This is a genomic window from Spartinivicinus ruber, assembly GCF_011009015.1.
GTDB lineage: Bacteria > Pseudomonadota > Gammaproteobacteria > Pseudomonadales > Zooshikellaceae > Spartinivicinus > Spartinivicinus ruber.
On sequence record NZ_CP048878.1, the window covers coordinates 1,148,806 to 1,174,758 of the forward strand.

At 38.7% G+C, this 25,953-nt stretch carries 20 protein-coding genes; 8 read left to right on the forward strand and 12 right to left on the reverse strand.

Going from position 1 to position 25,953, the window contains the following annotated elements:
* Positions 1-46: 46 nt before the first annotated feature.
* Together G4Y78_RS05300 and G4Y78_RS05305 are read right to left on the reverse strand one after the other, a co-directional pair.
* Complete coding sequence (locus G4Y78_RS05300) at positions 47-835, reverse strand: phage antirepressor KilAC domain-containing protein (protein WP_163832042.1); 789 nt, start codon at positions 833-835, stop codon at positions 47-49.
* Between the two features lie 278 nt (positions 836-1,113).
* On the reverse strand, positions 1,114-3,831 hold the full coding sequence (locus G4Y78_RS05305) for a DNA-directed RNA polymerase (RefSeq protein ID WP_163832043.1): 2,718 nt from the start codon (positions 3,829-3,831) through the stop codon (positions 1,114-1,116).
* 804 nt (positions 3,832-4,635) lie between these two features.
* On the opposite strand from G4Y78_RS05305, the gene G4Y78_RS05310 reads away from it, so the two are divergent.
* The 3 genes from G4Y78_RS05310 to sixA all read left to right on the forward strand — a co-directional run bounded on the left by G4Y78_RS05310 (position 4,636) and on the right by sixA (position 7,337).
* On the forward strand, positions 4,636-4,791 hold the full coding sequence (locus tag G4Y78_RS05310; protein ID WP_163832044.1) for a hypothetical protein: 156 nt from the start codon (positions 4,636-4,638) through the stop codon (positions 4,789-4,791).
* A gap of 327 nt (positions 4,792-5,118) precedes the next feature.
* Entirely contained in the window at positions 5,119-6,753 is a 1,635-nt protein-coding gene (locus G4Y78_RS05315) for a pre-peptidase C-terminal domain-containing protein (RefSeq protein ID WP_163832045.1), read from the forward strand.
* Positions 6,754-6,887: 134 nt separating this feature from the next.
* Positions 6,888-7,337 carry a phosphohistidine phosphatase SixA gene (gene sixA, locus G4Y78_RS05320; protein ID WP_163832046.1) on the forward strand — a complete coding sequence of 150 codons (450 nt, stop codon included), beginning with the start codon at positions 6,888-6,890 and terminating at the stop codon, positions 7,335-7,337.
* A gap of 92 nt (positions 7,338-7,429) precedes the next feature.
* Here sixA and G4Y78_RS05325 read toward each other — a convergent pair whose 3' ends face one another.
* From G4Y78_RS05325 to G4Y78_RS05355, 7 genes are all read right to left on the reverse strand, one after another.
* The gene (locus G4Y78_RS05325; protein ID WP_163830705.1) at positions 7,430-8,365 is read right to left on the reverse strand and encodes an IS1595 family transposase; all 936 of its coding nucleotides are present in this window, start codon (positions 8,363-8,365) and stop codon (positions 7,430-7,432) included.
* 103 nt (positions 8,366-8,468) lie between these two features.
* Positions 8,469-9,341 carry a hypothetical protein gene (locus G4Y78_RS05330; RefSeq protein WP_163832047.1) on the reverse strand — a complete coding sequence of 291 codons (873 nt, stop codon included), beginning with the start codon at positions 9,339-9,341 and terminating at the stop codon, positions 8,469-8,471.
* Between the two features lie 25 nt (positions 9,342-9,366).
* Positions 9,367-10,719, reverse strand: a complete 1,353-nt coding sequence (locus G4Y78_RS05335; protein ID WP_163832048.1) for a hypothetical protein — start codon at positions 10,717-10,719, stop codon at positions 9,367-9,369.
* A 637-nt stretch (positions 10,720-11,356) separates the two neighbouring features.
* A complete protein-coding gene (locus G4Y78_RS05340; RefSeq protein WP_163832049.1) occupies positions 11,357-12,337 on the reverse strand; it encodes an ABC transporter ATP-binding protein in 981 nt (326 codons plus the stop codon).
* A gap of 36 nt (positions 12,338-12,373) precedes the next feature.
* Positions 12,374-14,287, reverse strand: coding sequence for a dipeptide/oligopeptide/nickel ABC transporter permease/ATP-binding protein (locus tag G4Y78_RS05345; protein WP_163832050.1), 1,914 nt, complete (start codon positions 14,285-14,287; stop codon positions 12,374-12,376).
* Between the two features lie 66 nt (positions 14,288-14,353).
* Positions 14,354-15,301 (reverse strand): ABC transporter permease, encoded by a 948-nt coding sequence (locus G4Y78_RS05350; RefSeq protein ID WP_163832051.1) that lies wholly within the window; start codon positions 15,299-15,301, stop codon positions 14,354-14,356.
* 9 nt (positions 15,302-15,310) lie between these two features.
* Complete coding sequence (locus G4Y78_RS05355; RefSeq protein ID WP_163832052.1) at positions 15,311-16,900, reverse strand: ABC transporter substrate-binding protein; 1,590 nt, start codon at positions 16,898-16,900, stop codon at positions 15,311-15,313.
* Positions 16,901-17,273: 373 nt separating this feature from the next.
* Here G4Y78_RS05355 and G4Y78_RS05360 point away from each other — a divergent pair, with 373 nt between their 5' ends.
* The 3 genes from G4Y78_RS05360 to G4Y78_RS05370 all read left to right on the forward strand — a co-directional run bounded on the left by G4Y78_RS05360 (position 17,274) and on the right by G4Y78_RS05370 (position 20,389).
* Positions 17,274-18,119, forward strand: a complete 846-nt coding sequence (locus G4Y78_RS05360; RefSeq protein ID WP_163832053.1) for a winged helix-turn-helix domain-containing protein — start codon at positions 17,274-17,276, stop codon at positions 18,117-18,119.
* Positions 18,116-18,613, forward strand: coding sequence for a hypothetical protein (locus G4Y78_RS05365; RefSeq protein ID WP_163832054.1), 498 nt, complete (start codon positions 18,116-18,118; stop codon positions 18,611-18,613). The genes G4Y78_RS05360 and G4Y78_RS05365 overlap by 4 nt, the downstream gene beginning before the upstream one ends.
* Positions 18,614-18,922: 309 nt before the next feature.
* Entirely contained in the window at positions 18,923-20,389 is a 1,467-nt protein-coding gene (locus G4Y78_RS05370; RefSeq protein ID WP_163832055.1) for an aerolysin family beta-barrel pore-forming toxin, read from the forward strand.
* 252 nt (positions 20,390-20,641) lie between these two features.
* On the opposite strand, the gene G4Y78_RS05375 is transcribed toward G4Y78_RS05370, so the two are convergent.
* Both G4Y78_RS05375 and G4Y78_RS05380 read right to left on the reverse strand, forming a co-directional pair.
* Positions 20,642-20,836 (reverse strand): cold-shock protein, encoded by a 195-nt coding sequence (locus G4Y78_RS05375; RefSeq protein WP_163832056.1) that lies wholly within the window; start codon positions 20,834-20,836, stop codon positions 20,642-20,644.
* A 241-nt stretch (positions 20,837-21,077) separates the two neighbouring features.
* Positions 21,078-21,557 carry an Lrp/AsnC family transcriptional regulator gene (locus G4Y78_RS05380; protein ID WP_163832057.1) on the reverse strand — a complete coding sequence of 160 codons (480 nt, stop codon included), beginning with the start codon at positions 21,555-21,557 and terminating at the stop codon, positions 21,078-21,080.
* 352 nt (positions 21,558-21,909) lie between these two features.
* On the opposite strand from G4Y78_RS05380, the gene leuA reads away from it, so the two are divergent.
* Positions 21,910-23,583 (forward strand): 2-isopropylmalate synthase, encoded by a 1,674-nt coding sequence (gene leuA, locus G4Y78_RS05385; protein WP_230425702.1) that lies wholly within the window; start codon positions 21,910-21,912, stop codon positions 23,581-23,583.
* Positions 23,584-23,625: 42 nt separating this feature from the next.
* Here leuA and G4Y78_RS05390 read toward each other — a convergent pair whose 3' ends face one another.
* Entirely contained in the window at positions 23,626-24,234 is a 609-nt protein-coding gene (locus tag G4Y78_RS05390; RefSeq protein ID WP_163832058.1) for a hypothetical protein, read from the reverse strand.
* 455 nt (positions 24,235-24,689) lie between these two features.
* On the opposite strand from G4Y78_RS05390, the gene G4Y78_RS05395 reads away from it, so the two are divergent.
* A complete protein-coding gene (locus G4Y78_RS05395) occupies positions 24,690-25,880 on the forward strand; it encodes an MFS transporter (protein WP_163832059.1) in 1,191 nt (396 codons plus the stop codon).
* Positions 25,881-25,953: the final 73 nt, after the last annotated feature.

Sequence of the window (25,953 nt, forward strand, 5' to 3'; positions counted from 1 at the left end):
GTTCCTTAGCCTTTATTTTATATTTAACGGACCAGTAAAAAGTCATTTAAAATGGGATAGCTAGGTGCTTATATTTCCTACCCAGCCATTCGTGACCTTTAGCCGTTACACGCGTACTTTGGTAAACCATTTCATTCTGCTTGTTAAGCTCTGTACGGAGTGTGAAGTAACCACGGTCTAGGTAGGTCTGGTAGGGAACATTGTTACCTTTCACGTTGTAGAAGAGGACGCGGTCTTCGCGTAGCTGCCTAGTGAAAGTGCGAGGTTTTATTTTCAGTATTTTTGCAGTTTCTTCCAGATTACTTGTGCCTTTAGCTTCGACGTAATTAGATACAAAGTCAGCTTTAGGCTGCATCTCTTCGATTTGCTTTTGGCTTTCTAGAAGGAGAGCTTCTTGCTTTTCTATTTTACGTTGGGCTGCTAAGAGGCCTTGAGTTATAGCCATGTCATCGTCTAGCGGTTTTATTTGACCGGTTACTAGTGCATCAAATGAGTCATAAACCTTCCTATGAAAAGACGGGCTTATCCAAGCAGCATACGTATACACAAGAGGTCGTATAACATATGTTCCTCCTCCATTTTCAAAACTGCCACCCTTAACGCTAAGTGCTTGATTTTGTTGATATGAGCAAATTTGCTTATTTGAGTATTCTTCCACTAGCTCCTGTATCTGTTTATTTCTGAGCCAGTCTCTAGGCCTATGCTTTACTGCACCACCAGCTGCCTTATGCAAATCATTAAGACAAAATCTGCCTTGCTCATCTTGTCTTATGTTTACATTCTCAATGATGATAGGCGCTGTGGTTGTTAAAAATGAAGAATTAATATTATTCATTGATTGAGGTCCTTTCAGTTAAGGGGATAATGAGAGTTATCTTTAGGTTGGCTTTAGGTATCTTAAAGTTAATCTTTAGTTTAATTTCATTGATTGTTTTTTAATCTGAAAAGTGAATTTTAAAATTGTCTAAGTTGCGTGGTAACTCAAAGCCCCGAATGACGGGGCCTGTAGCGATTCGTGTTTTTGATTTCCGCACCCACTTTTTGATAGGCATATAAATGAAGAAGCCCTAGAGTTAACTAGGACTTTAAACTTATATACGAAAATGGAACTAATTAGGCAAAACTATACTGTGAATCCAAGATTAAAGAAGGCTCCAGGCTACCAAAGAACGGGACTGGTGGTATTTTATTTCTGTCCTTTGGTAGCGCTTGTTCCTCTGCCTGGTCCCTAAACTGGCTAAATACATCATGCTCTGTATATAGCTCATAAAATGCATACCGAATATTCTTGAAAATCTCCCCTGTTCGACTGGGCAGTGTACCAAATGAGTCGTGAACTAAGGCCCAGTTCTTTATCTTATTGGACTTCGCAACCACAAGCATTAAGTGTGTTGCGTCAAGCGAATGGACAAAGTTAGGTGCGACAGCAGAGGCTTGTTTTGCTTTATCAACATTAGCCGTTTCAACCTTGATACTAAATTCTGCTCTCGTATTACCAAGAAAACTGGTGCGTACTCTTTTACTCTGGTCTTTCCAGTAATTCTGCTGAACAGGAAAGCCTAGTGGAGTTGTCCAGGTTAAAGCCTCTCCATTTTTCACAACCACTTTAGCGACTTCCTGCAGCCACTCCATACCTTCAGCCGCTTTAACAACAGTTTGGACCACACCATCATACATTAATGAAGCCATTTGCGTTGCAGCCATAAAACCATATCCTGTTCTATTCCATAATTGGAACCATTCAGGCGCACTTATCCCTATACCATTGCCATAATGCCTTCCCTCAAGCTTTGCTGGTTTAATTATGTCCTCTAAAAGCTGTTCTTTAAAACCATACTCTTTACTGCCATAAGGGAAAGTCATCACGTTTCTTTTAGCAATTTTACGGCTCATACAGCCTTTTTCTTTGTCATAGCCGTAAGATAACCAAGCATACGTGCTCATAATTTCATGGTAAATATTATACGCTTCCTGCTCTGGCACAGCTCTTTTCATAGGTGTACCGTCTTTTTTTCTTTTTTCGCCTTTAGCTTCTTCTTTCCAACGTACAAAAGGTTTTGTTATTTTATATTTCCTTTTATTTTTATTATAAATTTCCTCCATTTTTTCCTCGGCTCTTTTCTCAATACCTTGTAAACTTAAGTCCTGCCAACCTTTACCTACAATTGCTTCAAGTACTGGATAAACCCTATCAATTACACGCTGATAAATGTCTTGGGGTTTATCTGAAGGAATTAAATTAACAGCTGCTCCAGTTTCTTCACAACGTAAGGCCATACCTAAATGCTGTAATCCTGAGCAAGAACCATCAAGAGCAACCGCTATACGTGAAACATGTTCTAAGCCATTATCAAGGTAGCCTTTCCATTCTAAAGCTGCTGCAATAGCCTGAAAAGGCTTATCTGCTTCTGTCCACTGGCGATTATCATAGGGGTTCTCAGCTATACGACAAATCATGTCTGAGTTTTCCTTTGTCCATTCTATACGCTCATCAAAAGAAACCTTATCAACACCCCACAAATTAGCTATGTGTACCGCTAGCCAATCCGCCGCTTCTTGCGTTCCCAGCTTTTCACCTTCAGCGAATTGCAGTAAAGCTTTTACATAGTCAGCTCCTTGCGGAGATAAAGAACCATTGGTAACTGGATAAACACGACCACGAAAATCTAATTGATATGGAAAATATATTTTTTCAAAGCAAGCATATTTTTCTGCTGTTTTTAAAGTCATGGCTAAAGAGATGCGCTTTGAATCCATTCTGATATTGTGTTTCATGACATCAGCCTTCGCCATTTTCCATTCTTTTTTAGCGTCCTCATTTGTAGCAATATCATCAGGCTTTTCAGGCAAGGGTAAGTCTGTTGCTCTTGGTAAGCCTCCTAATTCACTGTCGGTTTCCGCTAAAGATAATAGCAAGTCGAGTAAAGGTAAATTAATGCGCCATGGTGTCGCTTGTATCTTATTTAATGCCTTATAAACCAAGGGCATTTTTTGCTCTGCCAACTTCTGCAAGTACGACTTGCTACGGGTTTTTACTAGAGTGATAGGTGTCACCTGATTAGTTAAATAGCCTCCAGTAAACGGGTCTTGCCAAGGGAAAGGCTGGACCACCATAGGCTCATAAATAGCAGCAAACTTGTTGTGTAGTGCATTTGAATTGCGTATCCAGTCTAAGCATTTTCTTGTTGGTGACACAACATATTCACGAGAATCTTTGCGTGCCACAAGCTCAACTTTTATTAGCCATAAATTTTCAACAATGAGTTCAATGAGCACTTTACCAACGAGGAAGCATTCTTGTTCTGTCCACTGATGCAAGCTGGCCCCATCCTCACTCACAATAAAGCGGGCTGTTGCTACCTTCCGGTGATACTGGCTTTTCTTATCAGCTGAACGCAGAACACCACGATAAAGGCGGACATCCTCTTCCTTCAAGTTACGCATTTCGACTTCCATGTTAACTGCCTTGCCGATTGCCTTAGCTGTCTTGGTTAACTTTTGCTCTCTTGTAATCCCGTTTAAGAGAATCTTCAAGCTGATGTAAGCAATGGTTCGACTGTCGAGCAGATTAAAAAAGCGTAGGGCTGTATGTTGTCTACCGGCTGCTATCGCTGCTTTTTCCTTCCATGTGTCAATGGCATCTGCGAGGTCATCTGTTTTAGTGGACACAAGACGCCTGCCGTATGTGGTATCGGATTCTTCCTCTTTCTCCATGGCTTTAAGTACTTGCTTTCTGTAGCGGTCCCGGCCTGCCTCAGCCATAGAAGCTTCCAATTTAACTTGGTCTTCTTCAGTACCTGAAATGCGCTTAAGGTTAGCGTATGTTTTCATTTCTCTTGTTTCCTTTTACTTTTTACTCTTTTTTATTTATTTACTTTGTTTCACTATTGGAATCATTCAGGCATAGGAATCCCCTGGAGCTGCGTTAATGTAGCCCTTGGGTTTGATTTATGTTTTGTTATGGACTGCTATTGTTGTACTTATGGCATAGCTAATACCTCCTTTTGTTTTATATATGTAAATATGGAACTAATACATTATCGCACTAGAAATATATTTGTAAACATATTGCAAGATAGATTTTAGTTTTATTTGTTACTAGATGGTCAAATAGTGTCGTGTTTATGGGTGGGAATAGGGGAGAGGCGAAGTAGACACTATCTGTAGTCTGTTGTTTTTATGTGTCTTGAGGGTGCTTTTGGTTAGCACGGTACACTTTTGTTTTTTCTTTTAGTCCCGGTTAGGGGTTATTCTGTGCTCAGATTGATTAGGGCGACGTGTAGTTACAATACGAATTTCCTTAGTAGGTGATAAAGTTGTTATAGATTAAATTGGTTTGAGACCAAATTAGATACCAAAATCACTAATGTTAGATGTATTACATCTGCACATAACAAGCAATATTGAAGTTCTGATTATCCAATATTCAATTGCTACAAATTTTACACTTACTTTTGCTACAAAACTTGAATAGAATATGCATAGGATGGATTAAGAGAATCGAGTGGTAAATAAAGGGATAGGGCGCGAAGTAAAGGGAATATAGCGATAGTTGATGATAACTTTTCGGCGGCTTAAGCATCTTACGTTTAGTTTTGTAGCAACTGCGGAACTAATTTATGTATAGATGTTACTGTGGCTGATTTTTATTCAGTTGCTGCATCAACATTGAAAGATAACTCAACATTTGCACCAAAGATGGCAATCTATACGGCTTCTGCCCCAAGCTGGGCGGTATTTCCAGAAGGTATTCCTAAGTTTGATGTTTTGCCACCGGAGGTGAGTGGTTAACAGGCACTAGTAAATTTATATAAGAATGCTTGTGCTGTTATTTTTTGATGTAAATAGTATAAGCATTCTGTCTTGTGATGAAAATTCACTAATTGTTGAATTATATAAAGCTAACTTTAACCTAACAATTATCACCGTATATGTGACTATATTATATTTTTTATTAAACAGTAACTATTGAACATAATACAGTTAATCACGTTTTATTTAATTAAATGCCTTCCATTTTAATAAACAATTGTCAGCCTTCAGAACATATATAGAATTCACTCTGCTTTCAATAATATAGCCAAACAGTTTGATAATTAAATATTATAGGGTATAAGCATGAGGTTGCCTGTTACTTGTTTGCTAGTCGGTTGCATGGGGTTGCACCTGAATAGTTATGCTGCACCGGCTTTATTTTCAGATAATGCTGTAGCTGCTTTAGATGAATCAGTAAATACGTCTCCTATTAGTGAAGAGCTTGTTCAAGTAAAGTTAATTGATATTGTAGATAAGCAGGGAAACATTAATTTCCCTGATAAGGTGAGATTAAATATTTCAGCAGACGCCGACTTAGAGTTGGTTGTGATAAATAGAGAGCAAACAATCAATAATGTCGAGACTATTTATGGTAAAGTATACGATAGTCGTCTGGATCAATTTGAAGAGTTTAGTAATGCCGTTTTTTCTCTAAATCATCAAACGGGTAAACTGACTGGCTTTATTGAAACGGAACATGGAAAGTATAATATTGTACCTGTTTCAAAAACATTATATCGAATCACTAAAGAAACCAAACTGGATGACATCGATCCTGAGTATTATCAGTTAGGTCAACCTGAAGCATTTAATCTAGCAAATAATCCAAAGATAGCGGCCAGTAAACGTAATGAAAAAGGTGAGCGAGACAAAAAAGGCAACATAATTATTGATGTTTTTATGGGCTACTCTTACGATGCAGCAGCCATGGTGGGTGATATCAATGCGAATGCCGCCATGTTAGTGGGGACCGTGAATAGTGGCTTAAAAAATTCTGGAATTCATAATATAAAACTTAGGCTGATAGGTACTGGTAAAACGTCCTATAACCCTGGTGTAGTCACATCTGTATTAAGTGATGCTGAAGGCTGGTTTGCTAGAGAAATAGAAACCTTAGCCCCTGACTTTGTCGGTATTATTCAAAAGCCGACTGATGCTCCGGGTAGTGCTGGTGGTTGGGGGCGGATGCCTGGTTATGTCACGGTATCAGGTGCGGGGTGGAATTCGGTGTTCCGCCATGAAATTGGCCATAATGTTGGTGGTGGTCACTGCCCTTGGGGAAAAACTAGAACGAACTGGCGTTATGCTTATGGATTTGACAATGGGGTTTCGACTACCCATATGTGCGGCAATGAGCTTAATTATTATTCCAATCCATCACTTAAAGATAAATCAGGTGAACCCATGGGGCGGACAGCCGATGCCGATATGGTGCGCTTATGGAAAGAGCGGGCGGCAGAAATTTCTGCTCATCGAACTCACACAGTGCCATTTCCTGATGGTGATGATACGGACAATGGGGATAATAATGGACCCGACTGGCCAAAACCGAAGCCACCTAAACCGCCCACGGATGACGATGATGATACGGATGACTGCAAGCCCAGTGAAAGTATAACTGGTCGTGCAGAAGAGCTGGTTGCTTGTGTGCCAAAAAAAGGTTTGTCATCAGACTGGCGACGTTACTATTTTATCTTTGTGCCTGAAAATGCCAAAGAACTTTCTATTCAGTTAAAAGGTGGGACTGGTAATGCCAACCTTTTTGCTGGGCATAGTTCAAAAGGCTGGCCATCTAAAACTGATCATGAATATAGCTCAGTTTCAAGTGACAACAATGAAAAAATTATAATTAATAACCCCAAAACACGCTCTTACTATCATATTACTATTAGTGCAGAAAAACCGTTCGAAGGGGTAACGTTAAAAGCAAAATATTAACAACAAACCACAGAAATAAAGTCTAATAAAACGGGTTAACTTCCATCTGGACGTTACCCCGTTGTAGGCTAGTGCAACTAGCTATGCTCATGCACTAAGCTGTTAGATAACTAGAAACTTTAAAGGACTAAAAAATGAGACTGTATTTCGTACAGCATGGTGTTGCTGTTGACAAGGATGTTAATGCAGAAAGGCCCTTATCAAAGGTTGGGCATAATGAATCCACGAAAGTAGCTGTCTACTTAAAACAGCATAACGTTAACATTAAGAAAATATGTCACAGTGAAAAGCTACGAGCCAAACAAACTGCTGCAGTATTTGCAGAAAACCTAAATGTTAACAGTCTTGTTGAAGTAACAGGAATGTCTCCAAACGATGATCCTAATATACTAGTTGATAACCTATTAGAAGATGGAGCAATGTACGTAGGGCATCTACCTAACTTAGAAAAAGTGGTTTCCCAGTTAGTAGCTGACAATAAGGCGAGTGATGTCATTCAGTTTCAAAATTCTGCTGTTGCCTGTGTGGAAGTTGAAGCTGGGCAGGGCTCCATTTTATGGTTTATACCGCCGATGTTGGCCTGAATTTTCATCGGAACACACTATATTTAGATAGGGAGAAATAGTATCTGTAAAAATAGCTTATTGCTTTTAGTATTACCTAATTATCATCATACCTAAGCTATATTTAGTAGCTTACCTGGTAGTGGAGGTGTTCTCAGTGCTACAAATGCTAGCCTAGGAATAAATTCTACTAAGCTAAATCTTCGATTAAATCGATACTGAAATTCAGCAAGATAACGTTGTGCATATTTAGCGCGAATAGCATGATAAGTACTACGTAAAGCACTTTTTAAGTTTCCAAGGATGGTGTTAACCCAATAAAATTCAGGTTCCTCTACTGATGCACGACCACCACCGCATACAATTTTATCATGAAGACAACCTGCTTCTATGACACCATTAAAACAGGCCAGTCCATCGGAGATTACGGTACTGCCCTTGGCCAAATTCTGCCTACTCCAAGCCGTTATCTCTTCTTTATTAAACCCTTTTAAAATGCTCAGTTTAATTCGTGTCGGTTGACCTTGTTTTGTTGTTTCTACGGCTGCTACAAAAGGTATTTTCCCATCTGCTCCCCTACCTCTTTTGCAACCTGTACGCTCACCACCAAGATAGGCATCATCAATTTCAATAAAACCCGACAATTGCTTGGTGCCTTCTCTTTCTTGCATCACTTTCATGAGCTTATGTTTCATTCTCCAGGCAGCTTGATAGGAAATACCTAAATGGCGATGTAATTCTATGGCTGATATACCTTTTTTGTCTTGGGAGATCAAATACATCCCTTGGAACCAAGTCTTTAATGGTAATTTGGTTGATTCAAAGATAGTACCTGCAGTTACAGATGTTTGCTGGTGACATTTATAGCACTGCTGAAGCTTTCTAGTAGTGAGTTGACAGCATTTGTCGTATCCACAATTGGGGCACTGAAAACCTTCTGGCCATCGCAATTTGTATAAGGTATTAAAGCATTGTTCTTCTGTACCATATTGTTTGAGAAACTCGTTTAAACTCAGGCCTTTTTGAAATTGAACTTTGTTGATAGCCATTATTTATACCTTCTCAATTAAGTTTCCATGCTGTTCAAATATACAGCAGTTAATGGCTTAGGTATAGTGATAATTAGGAAATATTTTGCCAGTTGGAAGCTGGCTAAAAAGCTTGTATAGTAAATGAATCTCTTATTGGGGTTGCAGTTGTATTAAATGAATAAACTGAACGGGTAAAATATTGGTTAGAAAAAGGTCCTGAAAAATAAGTAGTAGCTTTTAAGTTATTAACTTTATAATTGTAATTAATATTGTCTCCTATCTTTAACCCTTCAAATGTGTACACATTATTGATATCCAAAGGAATATTTCTAACATATTTTACACCAGACCAGTCTGTTGAGCTTGAGTAGTAATGCCAGTTTTTATCAGGTGTATAAGTTATTTTATGAGTAACATGGTTACCTTGATTGCTTTCAGTTGCGCTAACCAGCCTTTGCTCATGGGAAACTGAGTTCGATACTGATGCATTTACTCCGCCAGACGGAGATGACCCTAAGGTTCCCGAAACACCATAGCTTTTTGAAATACTAATTGATTGTCCTGTATTTTCAGGGTTTCTTTCTAACACAATGGTATTATTCCCATCATGGGAAATATTGGTCTGCAGTGAAAATGAAAGTAGCGGACCAAAAACTGAGTTAATTAAGTCTTCAGTTTCTCTTCTGGGGTTAGTGATGCCTATACCTCGACCTGCAGACTGTATCCAAAAGTGGTAGTCTGACTCGTTCTTAAAATTTTTAGTTTTCATTAGTGCAAATGTAAAGCTTATATCCCAATCGATATTACGTCGTTGCTCATCTATATTTTCATCAACTCCTCTTATAGTGCCAAATGAGCCACATCTAGCATTAACTGAATCTTGAGTACAAATTGTGAAGGGGCGCGAAGCAGTAATATTAGCTGCAAGACTGATATTACTGATTAATATAGAGGTGGTTACTACAGTTAATTGGTGCTTAAATTTGTTATTCATAATATATTCCTGTCTTCTTGGCTAATCAGTTGGTTTTATTGTGCTGTATTCTGTTTAGTAGTTTTTTTATTGTAAGGTTGGTATTGATAGCAGCTTTATTTAGATAATCTTCAGGGTCAGAATTTAACTTCTTTTCTTCATAATTCAGGGTTCTAATATGATATATATTATCTGCCTCCTTAACTGCGACTAGTAAGTTTGCACCTGCCCAAACAGAAATAGCCTTGGGTCGAAGTTGTTTAATAAATTTTGGTTTTCCTTCCACTAATATAACTTGGCTACTGTTTAATGCACCATTTAACTGTTTATTAGCATCATTTATTGAAGTACTGTTAGTCAAGTCAACAAGCGTTATATTTTTATAGTTTTCTGTAAATTTTTTCTTAAAAATTGATAACAATGTTTTAGGTTTATTCGGTATTTTTGCTGTCTGGTACTTTTCTTTGGTTGTTTTGCCTGTAGTATCGGGTATCTCTATTTGTGAACTTTGTAAAAAAATAGACTTTTCAGTGGTATTATAACTAACAGTTTTATAGGATATTTGGTTGTTCGATATGTCGCCAATTGCTGTAGAATAGTCTACGTTATCCAGTTTTTTATGAGGATTGCTAACACAAAGTAACTTGTCATTTTTTTCTAGTGAGCATAACTGATAATTGTTTTTATAGTTACTCATCCATAGTTTTCCTCGGGTAAGCAGAGAAAAATTTTTGTCTGTTATATTCAGCAAGGGTTCATGAAGCTTGAGAGTAATATTGTCTTTATGTTTAGGAGATAGTTTAGTACAAGCATATTTGTAATTATTGTTGACAACACAGGTTTTTAAATAATTCACTGTTAGTTTAGCATGACCTAGAGTCAGTGCTGATGTATCAGTAGTTGATATTAAAAATTTTGTTAATGATGACTTTGGTAGGTTGTATATTGTGACAGAAATTGAGCCATTTTCTGGAGAGAAAGAGTATACATTTAGGTTATTATCTAAAAAAGCTCGAACAGGAGGATTCTGCTTGATGACACTAATTAGCTTTTGGTGTTTAATGTAATATGTTTCATCCTCTTGGAGAGAATCTTGATCATATGTCCAGTGTTTAATGTAGTTATTATGAAATGTATATACAGAGTTGTTTTTTTGAATAACTAACTCGCATGGTTGGTTAATATTAAATTTTTGTATTTTCAAGGAATTAACGATAACCAGGTTTTCTCCTTGCTCGCAGTAAATGAAGTTTGCTTGGTTATTGTTTTGAACTACTTCTATATTACTTGTGATGGCCTTTTCTTGTTTATAAGTTATATTTATTTCACTGTCAGCCGTGCTATATAAGGAATATACGCTGGCTATTAAAAAAGTAAATAAAGTAGAAGACTTTTTCATAGTGTCCTCATTTTATTGTATGTAGTGTGTTTTTATTTTTTTATTTAATTGCTCTATTTTTATTAGAATATGAGTTGGTTATGTTAGTCAATGTCGACTATTTAAAAATAACTTAACTTTTGAAGTTGTCCGAATTTGAGTTTCTTCGGTCCATAGAATGCTTCTATGTAGCTAGAGCATGTTAACACTATTTGAATATCACTATTGTGACTGTAAAAGCACTAATCTAGGCGTGAGGAGAGAAATTTAGTGTTCTAAATAAACAATGAGCAACAACGAGTCGTGCATAACCCTTCGGGCCGTAATTATTTTTTCCCTAGCCGTGTAGTCATTTATGTAGAATGACTACACGGCATGCTTTGTTCTTTGCTAGGTGAAAAATAGTTTACGGCAGTGATGACTCAAATGGTGTTAACAAGCCCTAAGAAAAGTTAAGGTTATCTATTTATAATCTGTAGCCAAATAAAAATTAGACGCTATATTTTTCTCTATTGATCTAAAGCTTTATATCTGCCAAAGCTTTCTAGAAAATAGAATATTTTATCCTAAAGCCATTTAAATAACTACGTATTGCCAATATGTATAACAAGAATTTTAAATAACATGGAGGATATATTAAAATATTTGTATTTAAATATTATTCTATTTCTTCCAGAGGAAAATGACAGGCTACTTGGTGGTTTGTATACTTCATTTGCTGTAATTCTGGCATTACTTGTCTGCAGTGCTCTGTTGCTTTTGGGCAACGGGGGGCAAAGGCACAACCAGGTGGTGGAAAAAATGGGTCTGGTAATTCTGTGGTGTTGGCCGCTTCAACAACTAGAGGTTTACCAGGCATTGGTACAGAATCTAGTAATAACCGAGTGTAATGGTGGCTTGGGTTGTTAAATAAGGTTTGTGCTGGTCCTTGTTCTACTACCCGGCCAAAATACATTACTATCACCCGGTCACTAATGGCTTCTACCACAGATAAATCATGGCTGATAAATACATAAGTGAGTTGGTAACGGTTTTTTAAGTTTGACAACAAATTGAGTATTTGCGCTTGCACAGATACATCTAAAGCTGAAACTGGCTCATCCAGAATTAATAGGCTTGGTTTAACTGTTAGTGTGCGGGCGATACCTATTCGTTGGGCTTGACCACCAGACAGTTCATGAGGGTAGCGTTGTAAAAAGTCAGTAGGTAGACTGATGTCTGACATCAGTGTTTGCAGTTGCTCTGTTCGGTTTGCTTGATTCATGTAGAGCAGATGAACCATTGGAGTAGATAAAATGTCACCAATGGTTTTTCGTGGGTTAAGGGCACTGAGGGGGTCTTGAAATACATACTGAATTTGTCGGCATAATTCATGTCGATTTTGTTTAGCAAAGACAGCAAGATTTTGTTTATGGAAATAAATGTTTCCTTCAGAAGGTTTATCAAGTCCCACTAGCATTTTAGCCAGAGTGGATTTACCGCAACCAGATTCCCCAACCACTCCAAGGATTTCGCCTTGTTGAACTTGCAGATCAATACCACGAATAGCGTGTACTGTAGGCTTTTGCTTGCCTAATAAAGTTTTTCCCCCACCAAATCGGCGAACTATTTGTTGTGTATGTAATATATTCTCTTCCATATGTTAGTAATTTTTCTATTAAACAAGTTAACTTTATTATTGGTTAAGTGGTTTAATACATCGTACCGTATGCTCCTTTGATAAACCCATTAATTCAATAGGTTGTTGTCGACAACTATCTTCTACTTGAGAGCAGCGGTCCGCAAAGTGGCAGCCTTTAGGTAATTGATTCATTGATGGTGGTAAGCCTTCAATTGTCGCAAGCTGTTGGTTGTTTTTGCCTAATGTAGGTACACAATTAATCAACTTTTGGGTATAAGGATGAGCAGGTTTTGTTAATACAATGTGAGTGGGGCCAGACTCAATGATACGTCCGGCATACATGATTGCAATCCGTTCACACATAGCTGAAACCACCCCAAAATCGTGAGTAATAAATAATAAGGCCGCTTTCGTTTGTTTCTGAAGTGTACGTAATAATTTTAATATCTGGGCTTGTACCGTGACATCCAATGCAGTTGTTGGCTCATCAGCAATTAATAGATTAGCTTGATTGACAAGTGCCATAGCAATGACTGCTCGTTGACGCATGCCGCCTGATAATTGGTGAGGATAACATTTTGCTCGTTGTTCTGGGTTAGGCATTTTTACCTTTTTCAACCAGTCGATAGCGATTTGCCAGGCTTGCTGATAAGAAATAGGTTGATGAGCACGAATGGCTTCGGTAATTTGTTCACCAATAGTAAACAGAGGATGTAAGGCAGAAAGAGGGTCTTGAAAAACATAAGCTATTTTATTTCCGCGAACATGTTGTAGCTGTGTGAGTGGCAGCGATAATATGTCCTGTTTATCAAGCAAAACTTGACCATCAACAATTTGTCCTGGAGGAGAGGACACTAGTCGTGAAATGGACATGGCTGTGACGGATTTGCCTGAGCCTGATTCCCCAATAATACCTAAGCATTCTCCTGGCTGAATATTGAAGTCAACTCCGCCCACTGCTTTATAGACTGTTTTACCTAGGTGAAACTCAGTTTGTAAGCTTGTTACTTTTAATCCGTTAATTTTGCTAGTGATTAATTGTTTTTGGATATTATTGGCGTGTTTAACGACGGTGGCTGCGGTTGGTCGGCTCATAATACCGGACTTTAATCGGGGGTCTAAGACATCACGGATACCGTCGCTGATTAAATTAATACTCATAACCAGAGCAAAAATCATTAACCCAGGTATAATAGAAACATGAGGTGCAGTAAATAATAGTTTGCGGCCTTCTCCCAACATAGAGCCTAAATCCGCCTGGGGTGGTTGGGCACCTAGTCCTATAAAACTTAATCCTGCTGTTTCTAAAATCATCCAACCAATGGTGGTGGCCATAGTAATAACAATCGTAGGCATGACATTAGGCAATATTTCAGTGATTAGAATTAAACTGTTGCCTTTTCCTGAAAGGCGGGCTGCATCAATAAACGCTTGTTGAGATAAGCCTAAGGTTGCACCGCGAATATTACGGGCAAAGAAGGGAATGTTGACAATGGCAATAGCGTAAAGTGCGTTCATTAAGCCTGGCCCTAGGGCTGCAACAATGACCAGCGCAAGCAGTATATAGGGAAATGCCATTAGCATATCAATGCTTCGCATGAATAAATTGTCAATGCGACCACCAAAATAACCTGCCAATAGGCCAATAGTGGAGCCTATAATGGCTGCTACTAAAGTAGCAGAAATACCAACCACTAAACTGATTCGAGTGCCCCATATCAGGCGGGATAATAAATCTCGACCTAAGTGATCTGTACCTAGAAATGCACTTTCACTGCTGAGAGGAGGGAGTAATCGTTGAGTTAAAGCTGTTTCAGCTGGACGAGCTAACGGCAACAAAGGGGCTGTTAATGCTAATAGTAACAAAACTAAAAAAATAATGAGCCCAATAAAAGCCAACCGGTTGTTGGCAAATAGTTGCCAGGCAGATGGCCTGGAGATTTGAGCTGTCGATGTTTGGACAGTCATGAGCGTAATATTTGAATAGTCATAAACTTAATGTTTGAACAGCCTTGAGCTTCTTAATTAAAAAAATCATGAAGTGAGGCGAGGATCTAGATAGTGCTGGATAATATCAGCCAGTAAGTTAAATAATGCATAAGCAAGTGCAACCATTAAAACACCTCCTTGTACCAATAAAATATCCCGCATTGAAATGGCATTAACCAACATTCTTCCAATACCTGGCCATTGAAAAACCGTTTCTATATAAACTGCACCACCTAACACAAAACCAGCCTGAATACCGATAACCGGAATCACACTGACTAATGCTATTTTACAAGCATGTCGATAAATGACTTTTCGTTCTGTTAACCCTTTAGCACGGGCAGTGCGTATATAATCTTTGCGTAGTACTTCTAACATGGCGCTACGGGTTAATCGGGCAATTACACTGGTAGCTACTAAGGCTAGGGTAACGGCTGGTAAAACTAAATGTTTTAGTAGGTCTAACCAATCACCACCACCATAAATGGCATACATTCCACTAGCGGGTAACCATTGCCATTTCACTGCAAATAACATGATTAGCAGCAACCCTAACCAAAAAGAGGGGATAGAAATGCCAATTAATACAAAAAAAGTAATTAGTTTATCAGTCCAGCTAAATTGTCTAACTGCTGACACAATGCCAGCTAATAACCCCATTACACTACATAGTACTAACGATGTACCGGCTAAGACGATTGTCGCTTGAAAACGTTCAAATATTTCATCAATGACAGGGCGATTCAAGCTATAAGAGCGGCCTAAATCGCCCTGCAATAAATTGCCCAGCCAAATGATGTATTGTTCTACGAGTGTTTTGTTTAATCCTAATTGTTTATTCAATCGTTCTACATTTTCCGGGGTAGCATAAGCACCTAAAATAGCAGTGGCTGGGTCACCTGGTATTAAGGCCATAACCAGAAAGATAATCAGGGTCAGGCCAAATAAGATGGGAATAATAGTGAGTAAGCGTTTAATGATATAAATTAACATCAATCTTTATTATTTCTTAGTAACATCCTTTAACAATAAAAAGAACGATGGTTGCAGTTTAAATCCTTTTACTCTTGTACTGGCCACTGCATTTTGTTTCCAGTTAGCAATAAAAGCCCATGGAGCATCTTCCTGTACAATAGTTTGCATTTCTTTATAAAGCTTGCCTCGTTCTGTTTGGTCGGTAATTTGGCGAGCTTGCTCCAGTAATTTATCGACTTTGGGGTTAGAATAATAGCCAGAGTTAAACCCCCCTTTATTTGGCCAGGCTGCGGTGCGTAAAGTTAAATAAGGTAGAGTATCTGGATCATTAGTCATCCAGGCCATTTCTGCCATGTCGGCTTTGCCTGATAAGCCTGGATTAACTTTGCCAAGAAAAGTATTCCACTCATAGGTTTCAATATTTACGTTTAGTCCTACTTTGGCTAAATCAGCCTGAATGGTTGCACCCATGGCAACAGGATTCAGCATGCCTGAACCCCCTTCGGTAACATAAAAGGTTAATTTTTCACCTTGATAGCCTGCTGCTTTAATCAGTGTTTGGGCTTTTTCGGGGTTATAGGAATAAGGTTGTAGGTTGCTATTATAGGCCCAGGAAAAAGCCGAAGGTATCGGGCCACTAGCAACAGTAGCTGTTCCCTGCAAGACATTGTCGACTATTGCTTGTTTATTAATGGCATAGTTCACTGCCTGTCGTATTCGCTTATCTGCCATAGGACCTTCCTTGGTATTTAAAATTAAAAACCACAAGTGTGGTCCTATTTGCTCATAAATTCGGTAGAGTTTTTCCTTGGAAAAATTACTTAAATTGTCAGGAGGTACTTCAACCATCATATCGATACCTCCAGATAGCATTTCTGCCACTCTGGTATTAGCATCAGTAATTGGCCGGTAAATAACTGCTTTTAAGCCAGGGGAACCATTCCAGTAACTGGAATTAGGCTCAATGACCACTTTTGCATTGCTTTTCCACTCAACAAAGCGGAATGGGCCTGTTCCTGATGGATGGCGCCCATAAGCTTTACCATGTTTTTTGACTGCAGCTGGCGATATAATTAATCCAGTAGGGTAAGCTAAATTAGAAAGGAAAGGTGCATAAGGTTCTTTTAATTGGAATGTTATGGTATGAATGTTCTTGGCAATGACCTTATCAACTGCACTGAAAAAGAAAGCTAATGGAAATGGCCCGGTGTTATGGTAAGGGTGACTTTCATCTAATAGCCGGTCGAAATTAAACTTGATTGCTTCTGCCGTTAAAGGGGAGCCATCATGGAACTTCACCCCTTGTCGGAGCTGAAAAGTATAGGTTTTGCCATCTTTACTGATTTGCCAGGATTTAGCTAAAGCAGGCTCTACTTGTAAGGTTCCATCTTTATAACGCACTAACCCATCATAGAGGTTCATTAAAATACGAAAATCATTTAATGCAGTTGCTGTATGCGGATCCATGGATTTGGGCTCAGCGATTTGCCCAACAACCAATACACTTGGTGGCGTTTGTGCCAGTGTAACTTGTGAAAAGCCTAGGCTAACTCCTAAACTAAACAAGCCGGCTAAAATAGCGTTGATAAAGGCGGCTGTAACTGGTTTCCTTACCATAACCTTGCTCCAATTACGAAAGCGTGGTTATACAGCATAACGGGTTTGGGGATTAGCTTGTCAAGTATTAGGTTGGATATAACTCAGAGTTTGGTTTTTTTAATTTTTTGTAAATATTTTTTTAATGTTAGTGGTTAATAATTAGATGTAACTATGTTAAGTTACTAATATTGGATTCTAAGGATGTGTCTTGTATTTAATGTTTTATAATTAAAATTTTATGTGGAAAAAATATAATAATTAGCTGTTTTAATAAAGAAAACTTCTGTAAAAAATATAAGATCGCGAATCATTTTTTATAAATGTCCGTTAGTAATACCCTTTAATTAAAGCTGTCAAAAAAAGAGCAGTCTAAAATAACAATAGTGCTGTTATGGTTCACTTCGATCGGATACAACGTAAGCTATTTTATCAGCAGCGTTCTGTAAAGCTAGGATATCGTGATGCTCAGGTGCTGAATTGCCTGATCCAACACTCACCGCAAGCAGTAGAAAGAAAGGATATTATTCATTATGCATGGGGCAGCGAATTTATTGGCGAAACTTCCCTGGCGAAGAGTATTAGTGCATTACGTCGTGCTTTTACTAAATTAGGTATTCAGCAATCTTTTATTATTACCGAGCCTAAAGTCGGCTATCGGTTGGTAGCTGGAACCATTATTCTTGAACTAACTAATGGCACTGAGACGAATACAGATGCTAATTCCCTAATAACAAATATTGGATGTAATGCTTCTGGTAAAACTAGTAAGTCTGCTCAATTAAAGCTTTCAGTTAATACTTTCTTTCAGAGTTTTCAAGGGTTAATCTATTTACTTGGGCAGTTGTTGAAGAACTGTTTGATTTTTGCTAAAGCTGAACGAGCAAAAACTCTTTACATACTAACGTTGTGTTTATTGATTTCTGCACTTGGAATATTGTTTTACAGGTTGAATCAATGGCGTTTGTTTGAGTTACCCCATCCTACTTTAAATAGCGTTGAACTGGGGCAAGTGAAAGTATTTTACCCTGCTAATAACCAAATCCCTGCTGAGCTAGAAGGGGTGCTTGCCAATCTTGATTGTAATTGTCATAGCTATATCGAGCAGGCTCATAGTTACCAGCAAATATCAGTGATCAATCGTCAAACTCATCAGGTGATAAATATCTTCTATCAAAATACTGAAATTAATGATGTAGTAAATGAGATTCAGCGGTTTGTTGAGGAGGCTGAGCCATGATTCCTTATTTAACCACAGCAGGTGCATTATTGGTGCTTATTCTTACTGTGACTGTTGATTCACCTGAGATGTTGCCTGACAATAATTACCGGTTGAGTGTCGTCAATTTTCAAGCTGATGCAAAGCCGCTGCGGGTTACAGGGATAACAAGAGTGCATGCAGGTAAAGTTGTGCAATTACTGTCGTTTAATGATCCATGGACAGGTTTACCTGCAGTAGTGCGTTATCAAGGTCTGATTGATGTAGCAGAGTTTGATAAGTTACATGTCTCTGGGTATGCAAACTTGTTATCAGCAGAGGTTCAGCAGCCTTTTCCTGATGATTATCCAGATCAGAGCCTGTTGCTGCTTAATGATGACTATTTTTCCTATGATTTTGAAGTAATTTATGACGATTCAGTCATGACGTTAGTTCATGAGAAGCAAAATGGAAAGACCATAATGTTGGCTAAACGGAAGGCTAGTTCAAAGAGGTCGTTAGCCTGGATATTCTAATAAACCAAAAAAACATTCTTTGTATTTCAATAAAGGCCACAATCTTTCGCATGAGGTCAAATATTGGGGTGTTTTAAAAATACTAAACCATAGGAAATACTCGTTTAGGCTAATGAAAGTTTCTATAATTTTTTTTGTTATATACTTGATTATTAAGGGAATTATTTTTCATTTTTTTTCAGTTCTCATGTGATGCTTGCTATGAAAAGGTGGTGTTAGCCCGAGTTAATAATCGGTAAGCCCTGTTTAAAAATGGGGAATTAATAAAACAAAAAAAGACAACACCCAAAACAGAAAAGGAACCGCATAATGATGAAAAAAAAATTCCTAGCAGTAGCGGTACTTGCCGGTTTATCCGCTGGCTCTCACGCAAAAATCTATCCAGATCAGTTAGTCAAAGACTCGTTAGGTGATGATGTTTGTCGCAGTGGTTATCGACCTATCGACCATTTTGAAGCCAGCACTCACCGTGATTATCTTGTAGCACGGATGGGCCAATGGGAGGTTGCTGGATTAAAAGATAACTGGGTCATTATGGGGAGTGGCTATAACGGAGAAATAAAACAAGATTATCCAAATAGTAATACCTGGTGCCATCCTGTTTCTGATCAAGCAAAGCTGCCAGAGTATTCGCCACGTTCAGTTGAGGAGGGTAGTGAGCTGGATGTGCAGTATAGCCTGGTAAATAACTTTGGCTCTTTCGTGAGGCCCCTAAGCTACCTTGCCCATAATTTAGGTTATGCGTGGCTGAGTGGCAATAATGGGCAGTATGTCGCTGAAGATATGAATGTATGGCGTTCTGGTGATAAATGGTATATCCAGGGGAATAATAATGGCTCATGCAGTGGGTATCGCTGTGATGATAAAACCAAAATCACCATAAATAACTTCGCTTACACCCTTAATGAAAAGGACTTTTGGCATGGACAAGTGGTGGAGTCTGGTAAGCAACTGGTTAAAACCCTCCATGCCACTGCAATTAACCATAACGATACACCACAACAAGTAGTGGTGGACTTGAAAGCGGATGAGTCAACTAACTGGTCAAAAACTAATACCTTTGGTTTTGCTGAGAAAGTGCAAACTGAAAATACATTTAAATGGCCATTGGTAGGCGAGACTAAGATAGCTATTTCTTTAGAGGCTAATCAAAGCTTTTCTAATACTAATGGTGGCTTAAATAGTGAACAGGTAACTTTACAAGCACGTCCGATGCTACCAGCTCGCTCAGCAATGCCTATTAAAGTGGAGTTATACCGCTCAAGCATTTCTTATCCATACCGGTTTGGGGCTGATATCAGCTACGACGTTAACTTTAATGGCTTCCTGCGATGGAGTGGCAATGCTTGGCATACTCACCCTGATAACCGCCCTTATAAAAGTTATACCTTTACGATGGGTCGCTCAAGTGCACCTGCTAATGACATCCGTTACCAATGGAATCATCGTTATATTCCCGGCGAAGTGAAATGGTGGGACTGGAGTTGGGCCATTGAACAAAATGGTTTAAGCAGTATGCAATATGCCGCTGGTAGGAGTTTACGTCCATTTTATTCACACGTATCTGGTGACTTTTATGCGGAGTCACAATATGCAGGCACTATTGATCTTGGTAAAGCCTATAAAATTGGTGCTAAAACGCGTGTCCAACGCTCAGAGCCTTTACGAGGAGAAAATGCTGGTGGTGGTATTGAAATAATTAGCAACTTTGATGCTGAGGAGCTAAAAGCACTTGGCTTTGGGAATGCTGAGTTTACAGTTAAGCCTGTAGAGTAAACTCAAATCTTTGGAAAAGAGGCCTTCTGATCACTAATAAAGAAAAAGCGGTGGAAAACACTCACCGTTTTTCTTTATTGAGAATGACCTAGACCTACATGGCGCTTCGGCTTGATGCGTATGGACCACTACACTAGCCTTGTAATAATCCAGAAACCAACTATAAACATATAAGGCCGCTGCTGTTAAGCAACCTTAATACTTGCTTTTTAGTCAGTATCTCTGGCAGCAGCTGGCTTTAGTAATTAATTGCTAGTCCACTACACGAACATTGACAGCACATGGGCCTTTCTTACCTTGGCCTACTTCAAACTCTACTTTGTCGCCATCTTGCGGCTCTGGCCCTTTAATTTCTGACATATGAAAGAATAGGTCTTTGCCTTCGCTTGGGGTGATAAAACCAAAGCCTTTGGTTGAATCAAAAAACTTAACTCTGCCTGTGCTCATTATTTTCTCTTAATTGGTGTTAGTGTAGGTAAATTTATAAGGGGGAATTCATAATAAATCAAATGTATTCAACAATAGTTAACAAAATATTCAAGCATTTTCAAATGCTATCTAACCGACAGCAGCGCAAAGCTGAACTGAAACAAGTCATTCACCAAAAGTAGTTAGACAAGATTCAACAAGCTAATATCAGCTTTGTAGAGCTTGACTCATAAAGTATAAAACTTATTAGTTAGTATTTTTACTTTAAATGATTTAACGGTAAAGCTGTTTTATTAACCACCTGCTGTAGTACGAAACTTGAGTGTACGCCTGTAACTCCCTTTATGCGAGTGAGCTTGCCCAACAAAAAAGACTGATAGTAGTTCATGTCAGGTACGATTACTTTTAACTGATAGTCAGCCGCTTGACCGGTGATAAGTAAGCACTCTAATACTTCGGGTAGCTCGCGGATACTGTCTTCAAACTGCTTAAAACGGTCAGGCGTATGACGGTCCATAGAGATTTGAATAAGTGCAATTAACTTCAGATCAAGCTTTTCTGCATCCAGCAGAGTGACATGTTGTTTGATAATACCAGATTCTTCTAACTGCTTTACTCGACGTGAGCATGGGGAGGGGGAAAGCCCCACTTGTTCTGCCAGTTCTAGGTTACTGATTCGACCATCTTGTTGCATGGCCTCTAAAATACGTCTATCAGTACGATCTAATGATGCTGTCATGCTAATGCCTGGTTTTAATAAGGTGAATTATGCTAATAAAATCATATATATTGGTTAACTATTGCTGAAATGGGTTTTAATTGAGGATATTTGCAATCATTCACCCTTGCAAGTGAATTATACTATTCATCGTCAAGAGGTGAGCTAACCCATGGTAAGCCCACTCCACCCACAAGGTGTCCCCAGTCTTAGTCAAAGCAAATGACATAGCCCAAAAGGTAGACGAGCTTAGTTTAAGTACCCCAAAAGGGAATGATGACGTAAGCAAAAGCAGCAGATAACAGATGCGGCACACATTAGTTGAAGTGGGTCGCATTGCACCATTAATAGGGTAATCACTTGGTTTATAATCATGGCATTCGATCACACAAAATATAGCCCCTACCATCCTATCAATAAAACAGACAGACGCTGGCCGAATGCTACTATTGAGCATAGCCCAATCTGGTGTTCTGTTGATCTCCGGGACGGTAACCAGGCATTGATTGATCCCATGACGGTTGAGCAAAAAGACCAACTATTTAGCTTATTGGTTGAAGTAGGATTTAAAGAAATAGAAGTAGGGTTTCCTGCTGCTAGCCAGACAGACTTTGACTTTGTTCGAGGCTTGATTGAGCAAAATAAAATACCTGATGATGTTACTATTCAAGTTTTAACCCAGGCTAGGAGTGACTTGATTGAAAGAACATTCGAGTCCCTAAAAGGTGTTAAACAAGCCGTTGTGCATTTATATAATTCCACATCACCAACTCAGCGAGAAAAAGTATTTAAGTTAGATAAACAAGGCATTGTGAAAATTGCTGTTAATGGTGCAAACACGGTTAAGTCGCTAGCAGCCAACTACCCAGAAACAAATTGGACATTTCAATATTCACCAGAAAGTTTCAGTGCTACTGAACCAGAGTTTGCAGTGGAAATTTGTAATGCTGTGTTGGCTGCATGGCAACCAACCCCTGAACAGCCAGCCATAATCAATCTACCCTCCACAGTGGAAATGACCACACCTAATGTATTTGCTGATCAAATTGAATATATGCACGAGAATTTTGCTTATCGTGATTCGGTCATCTTAAGTGTGCATACCCATAATGATCGTGGTTGTGCCGTAGCAGCTGCAGAGCTTGCAGTATTGGCAGGTGCACAACGGGTAGAAGGTACTTTATTAGGCAATGGTGAGCGTACTGGCAATATGGATATTGTCACTATGGCAATGAATTTATATAGTCAGGGTATTGATCCAACTTTAGATTTAAGTGGTGTCAGTAAAATTGTGCAAACAGTACAGGAGTGCACGCAACTACCAGTACACCCTCGCCACCCTTATGTGGGTGAGCTGGTTTATACCGCATTTTCTGGTAGCCATCAGGATGCTATTAAAAAGTGTCTGCAAGTACAGACAGAAAATGATCACTGGGATGTAGCCTACTTACCCATTGATCCTACTGATGTAGGTCGTAGCTATCAAGAAGTGGTTAGAATTAATAGTCAGTCAGGTAAAGGTGGTGTTGCTTTTGTCTTGGAACAAAGCTATGGCCTGAAATTACCCCGTTGGATGCAAATTGCATTAAGCAAAGTAGTGCAGCAAAAAGCAGAAGGGATTGGTAAAGAAGTATCTGTAGATGAAATCTATAGTGTATTTGCAGAAACTTTTGTTCATAATGCTGGCAAAATATTGAGTTATGATATTCACCAACAACACGACAAGCAGCGTTTAGATGCTACCATTGAAACACCTAATGGCGTAACTACCATTGTGGGTATTGGTAATGGACCACTAGAAGCATTTTTAAATGCGCTAATGGCCCATGACAGTGTTAGCTATGAAATTAGCGATTATCAAGAACATGCTATCGGAGCTGGTAGTAAAGCTGATGCAGCTGCTTATATTGCGATTAAATATGATGACAGTAATGGCTATGGTGTAGCTATTCAGCAAGATAGTGTACTGGCATCATTGCAAGCTTGTTATAACGCGGTAGTCCAGGTTAAACAGGCACAGGATGGGCAGCAGCTGCAAGCAAGTTGATGAATAGCAGCCATGGATGGTTGTTCAAATTTATATACGTTACTATTTTTTTAATTGATATGTGATTTTTCTAGCTAATACATCCTGGGTGTAAAACTCATAGTCCACTGTCAGGTGTGAACCATGGATAGCAAAACGTCTGAAGGTTTCTTTTCTTAAACCATGTATTCTTATTTTTTGGACGAATTCTACTGTATTTGAAGAGAGTTTATTGATTTCAACATTACCCGCATTGTTATTTGTTTCAATTCGTAAATAGTCTTTACTGCTGTAGAGCTTGAAATACTCTTGTATTGACTCCCCTTTGGTTTGTTCATCTAATGTTGAATTAATTTCTATATCCCCCTGGGAAAATTCTCTAACTCTAAAATCTACAATATAATTTGATTGTTCTTTTTTAGGTGAGTTTTCGGTGCCAAAGCATTCGATTTCTTTCGCTGTGCCTCGCCAATTACCCTCAAGGTTTTCAAACAGTAATGATATTTTTTTCTGATAAAATTTTGATAGTTTGGATGCTGTAACTGGTGTGAAAGTTTTTTTACCCTGTTGGCTGCTTGGTGAGGGGGTAAAGCAATCTAAGGCAAAGCCTGGTGGTAGCCAGATTAGGAGTGCTGTTATTAGTGCATGGCATTTGCGGGTTGGCGATAACATTCCATTTAAATCTTGGTCTGCTTTTAATAATAAAAGATATAAATGTAATCCTTAGTATAGTGTAGTTGATTAGATGGCTATAATCAATGAGGCAGTTTACAGACCAAAGTAATACAATAGTCAAAGGTTTGTATACCAGCCGCGAATCATTTCTATGTTTTGTTATCATCGTTTCTAATCATCTATTTATATAGGCTCATGAGACTTCATCACTTGATGACCTCACCTAAAAGCCCTTCGTATTGGGTATATAAGCAGGATTATTGAAAATAAAGTTATAGAGAATGAGTTTTTTGGAGGAGCTAACATAGTGTAAACAAGTTTTGTTTATGGAGAATGAAATCTTGTAAATTGAGAATATTAACTGCTTGTAGTTTTCTTTACAATTCTGTGAGCCTTTAACTGCATCATTTAAGGGCTGAAGTTGGGTGGTACTAACATATTGTGGGAATAGTATGGAAAAGTATAAAGCAGAACTAAGTTCTAGCCTTATTTTTATTATAGTTGTAGCAGTTGCTGCAACGGCAGCAAATAATTACTACAATCAGCCTTTGTTACCAAGTATTGCAGATAGTTTTGGTATATCATTCGATTTGGTTGGTTATGTGCCAGCTGCAACACAACTAGGTTATGCGCTTGCCTTATTTTTTATATCTCCATTAGGAGATAAACTTAATAGAAAGGTATTAATTCGGTTCCTTTCTATAGGGCTTGTTTTATCGTTGTTTTTAGCGAGTATTGCGGTAAATATTTATATGTTAATATTGGCAAGCCTATTAATTGGTATATTTGCTAATATTACTCAACAACTAATTCCATTAGCAGCAAGTTTATCCAATAAAAGCTCAAGAGGACGTATAATTGGAATTGTCATGACTGGGTTAACCATTGGATTATTATGCTCAAGAACCATAAGTGGTTTTGTTGGTGAACACTTTGGTTGGCGTACCATGTTTTTGGTTGCTGCAGCGATTGCTGCAGTTATTGGGGGAATATTAGCCTGGCGGTTGCCTGCAACCCAACCGAGTACAAATGAGCGATATGCAGAGTTGATTAAGTCAATGTTGCGTTTATTTAATCAGCTACCTGAGTTAAGGCAAGCAGCAGTGCTTGGGGCTTTGTGGTTTGCCGCGTTTAATAGTCTTTGGGCCACGTTGGCAATGCATGTTACCTCTGAGCCCTTTTTGCTGAGCACTCAGCAGGCTGGTTTATTTGGTTTGGTAGGTTTGGCTGGTGCTGTTGGGGCGAGACGAGCAGGAATCATGGCCGACCGCTATGGTACAAATCCCGTGATTTCGTTAGCGTTATTAATGATACTATCAGCATTTGTTTGCTTATACATTTCAAAATCAAGCATCATTGGTTTAGTTATAGGCGTTATTATGCTGGATTTAGGCGTATTTGTGGCTCAGATCCCCAACCAAGCTAGAGTTTTTTCGCTTAATCCTGAGGCTCGAAGCAGAATTAATGGAATGTATATGCTGGTCTACTATTTAGCGGGTGCTTTAGGTTCTTATTTAGGAGCTGCTGCCTATGCTTATGGTGGCTGGACATGGAGCTGTTGGGTTGGGCTTGTTTGTATAGTGCTTGGTATCTCAGTTCATTTTAAGCAACAAAAAATGTCACTAAGTCTATCTGGTTTGTAAAAACGTCCTTTGCGCTACTATTTTTAATATAAAGACAGCTAGTTGTACTTCTGATTGAATTTTAATGCTGTAT